The 3,129-nt window shown below is 48.6% G+C and carries 4 protein-coding genes; all 4 read left to right on the forward strand.

Annotation, left to right across the window (positions count from 1 at the left end):
- Nucleotides 1–416: SAM-dependent methyltransferase (locus tag Q0338_RS04900; RefSeq protein ID WP_298085782.1), on the forward strand; the 416-nt coding region annotated here is incomplete at its 5' end.
- Nucleotides 382–1,263 carry a bifunctional riboflavin kinase/FAD synthetase gene (locus Q0338_RS04905; RefSeq protein WP_298085783.1) on the forward strand — a complete coding sequence of 294 codons (882 nt, stop codon included), beginning with the start codon at nucleotides 382–384 and terminating at the stop codon, nucleotides 1,261–1,263. The genes Q0338_RS04900 and Q0338_RS04905, both read left to right, overlap by 35 nt.
- Nucleotides 1,260–1,964: a carboxy-S-adenosyl-L-methionine synthase CmoA gene (cmoA, locus tag Q0338_RS04910; RefSeq protein WP_298085784.1), complete on the forward strand. Its 705-nt coding sequence runs from the start codon at nucleotides 1,260–1,262 to the stop codon at nucleotides 1,962–1,964. Before Q0338_RS04905 ends, cmoA begins: the two co-directional genes overlap by 4 nt.
- Nucleotides 1,965–2,302: 338 nt before the next feature.
- A complete protein-coding gene (locus Q0338_RS04915) occupies nucleotides 2,303–2,914 on the forward strand; it encodes a LysE/ArgO family amino acid transporter (protein ID WP_298085785.1) in 612 nt (203 codons plus the stop codon).
- The last annotated feature ends 215 nt before the right edge of the window (nucleotides 2,915–3,129 follow it).

Consider the following 3,129-nt stretch of genomic DNA (forward strand, 5'->3'; position numbering starts at 1 on the left):
TAACGCAGGCTGGAGCCAAGACGGACGAGTCAAATTTGGCTGGCATGGATTTAGCTGCAAAAACTCAAAACGCCAAATTTGACCCCCACGCCGCTAAAAACGACGCACGCAAATTTGATCTCATCACCTGCGATGTGAGCTTTATCTCGCTTAAAGAGATTTTGCCATCCATCGACGCTCTGGCGGGCGAAAACTGCGATATTATCCTGCTTTTTAAGCCGCAGTTTGAGGTCGGTAGGAGCGCTAAACGAAATAAAAAAGGGGTCGTAACGGACGCAAAAGCCGTGCGCGAGGCGAGGGCGAAATTTGAGCTTGCGGCGGCAAATTTGGGCTGGATAATGCGCCAAACGCTCGAATGCGAGGTAAAAGGAAAGGAAGGAAATGCCGAATTTTTCTACGCTTTTAACAAAAGATAATATCACGGCCGTCGCGATCGGGCACTTTGACGGCGTACATCGCGGCCACAAGCAGCTTTTAAAGCAGCTGGGCGAGTACGGCGGACTAGTCGTGATTGACAAAAACAAAGCCAACATCACGCCAAAGCTAAAGCGAGCCGAGTACTCGAGCTATCCGTGTTTTTTGTATGATTTTGATAGCATAAAAGGGCTTGGCGGCGATGAGTTTATCGCGCTTTTGAAGCGGGATTTTAAAAATCTGCAAAAAATCGTCGTTGGATTTGATTTTCGTTTCGGGCGAAACAGGGCGTGGGACAAGCACGATTTGCGGCATATTTTTGACGGCGAGGTGGTCGTAGTAGACGAGGTTTGCTTTGACGGTATGGGCGTGCATAGCTCGGCCATACGCGAGTATATCAAACAAGGCGAGATCTACAAGGCAAACCGCCTGCTAGGCCGCGAATACTCGATCGAAGGCTGCGTGATAAAGGGGCAGGGCATCGGGTCGCGCGAGCTCGTACCGACGCTAAATTTGGACATCAAAAGCTACCTTTTGCCGCGCGAGGGCGTCTATGCGACGAGGACTCGCATCGGCTACAAGACCTACGGCTCGGTTACCTTTATCGGCAACCGCGTGAGCACGGACGGCAACTTTAGCGTCGAGACGCACGTGCTAAACGAAAACATCGAGGGTGCCCGCGACGTCGCGGTTTGCTTTATCAAGCGACTGCGCGACAACCGTAAATTTGAAAGCCTAGAGGAGCTAAAGGAGCAGATCGGGACCGACATCAAGCAGGCGATGGAGTTCGTCGGCGTGTGCGATCTCTACGTTGTGGGCGACGCTACGCCTCAAAGGAGCGAGCCGTGAAAGACGAAATCTTTAAAGAACCGATAAAAAAGCAGTTTGAATTTGACGCGAGCGTGGCGTCGGTGTTTGACGATATGATCGGGCGCTCGGTGCCGTATTACGACGCTTCGCAAAAGCTGATCGCTGATTTTTTAGCTCAAATTTTACCCAACGGCGCAAGCGCGATAGATCTTGGCTGCTCGACCGCCTCGACGCTGCTAGCCCTTTGGCGCAAGAGAAACGACCTCGCGCTAAAAGGCGTGGATAATGCGCCTGCGATGCTGCAAAACGCGCGCGCCAAGATAGAGGCGTACGGTGCTAAGATCGAGCTTGAGCTAGCGGACATTTTAGAGTGCGAATTTGACGCCCGCGACGCCGTTTTGATGAACTACACGCTGCAGTTTATCCGCCCGCCCAAGCGTCAGGATTTCGTAGCTAAAATTTACCGCGCGCTAAATGACGGTGGCGTGTTTGTTTTTAGCGAGAAGCTTATATTTGAGGATAAGACGCTGAGTAAAAATATGATCGAAATCTACGAAAAATACAAGCTCAAGCAGGGTTACTCGCGCTACGAGATCGCGCAAAAACGCGAGGCGCTAGAAAACGTGCTCATACCATACACCGAAGCCGAAAATAGAAATTTGGCGCTTAGCGCGGGGTTTAAAAATGTGGAATGCATATTTAGGTGGGCGAATTTTGCGACGTTTGTCGCGTTTAAATAATAAATTTAGCGGCTCGTCTCGTGAGCACTTTTGAAAGAGATTTGAAAATTTTAATCTACGACAGGCTACATGCCTAGTCTTGATTAAAATTTTCTGCACAACTTTCAAAATCATCTCGCGATACTTCGCCTTATTGTTCTCTATTCAAATTTGAAGCCAAATTCGGCTAAATTTATAAATTTAGCTTCAAATTTTATTCGCCGAGACCCGCACCTTGATGCTGCTAAAATTTGACTCACAAATTTACAGAAATCTCCGCATGTTGCGAATTTTACTTCGCCGAGCTTTTTGTCGCACGCATTTCAGTCAAAATTTAAAAACAAAATATAAGTGTTAAAATGATTTTTTTCAATGCCTTTTTCTCTGGTTTTTCACTCGGTCTCTCGCTGATCCTTGCTATCGGAGCGCAAAATGCCTTCGTGCTAAAACAAGGCATCAAAAAACAGCATGTTTTTCTCGTTTGCGCCATCTGCGCGCTTAGCGACGCCGCGCTGATCTTTGCGGGCGTATCGGGGTTTGGCTACGTGGTAGAGCGCTATCCCGTCATCAAAACCGCCGCGCTTTGGGGCGGATTTGTATTTTTGAGCATTTACGGGCTACGCAGTCTTTATAGCGCGTTTAGCGCCTCGCATGCGCTAACAGCGGGCGGCAAGGAGGCGCACGGAGCGGCCAAAACAGCGCTTCTAACGCTAGCTTTTACGTGGCTAAATCCGCACGTTTATCTTGACACGGTCGTGCTTCTTGGCTCGGTTTCTACGAAATTTGGCGAGAGCGCAAGGCTTTTTGGCACCGGTGCGATGTGCGCGTCGTTTGCGTTTTTCTTTTTGCTCGGATACGGAGCTAGATTTTTGGCACCGCTGTTTCAAAAGCCCGCCGCGTGGAAAATTTTGGAGTTTTTTGTCGGCGTTACTATGATAGCGCTTGGCGCGATGTTAGTCGTCGGCGAGTGAGGGCGTTTAAATTTGACGATCAAATTTAGGTAGTTTTGTTGCGCTGTTTTTATGCCCCGTTGGCTAAACTTTGCTAAAATTTAAGTAAATTTACAAGAAAAGGAAAAGATGAACGACCAAATTTATCTCATCGGCGATGTTCACGGCTGTTATAAAACCCTCTGCGCTCTGATAGATCGCTTGCCGTGTGGTGCTGATTCTAAAATTTGCTTCGT

This window comes from uncultured Campylobacter sp., assembly GCF_938018145.1.
In the GTDB taxonomy this organism is placed as follows: Bacteria; Campylobacterota; Campylobacteria; order Campylobacterales; family Campylobacteraceae; genus Campylobacter_A.

Bases quoted from the DNA above. Each gene is read 5' to 3' on its own strand.
- Q0338_RS04915 (WP_298085785.1), top strand. From the start codon at position 2,303: ATGATTTTTTTCAATGCCTTTTTCTCTGGTTTTTCACTCGGTCTCTCG.
- Q0338_RS04905 (WP_298085783.1), top strand. From the start codon at position 382: ATGCCGAATTTTTCTACGCTTTTAACAAAAGATAATATCACGGCCGTC.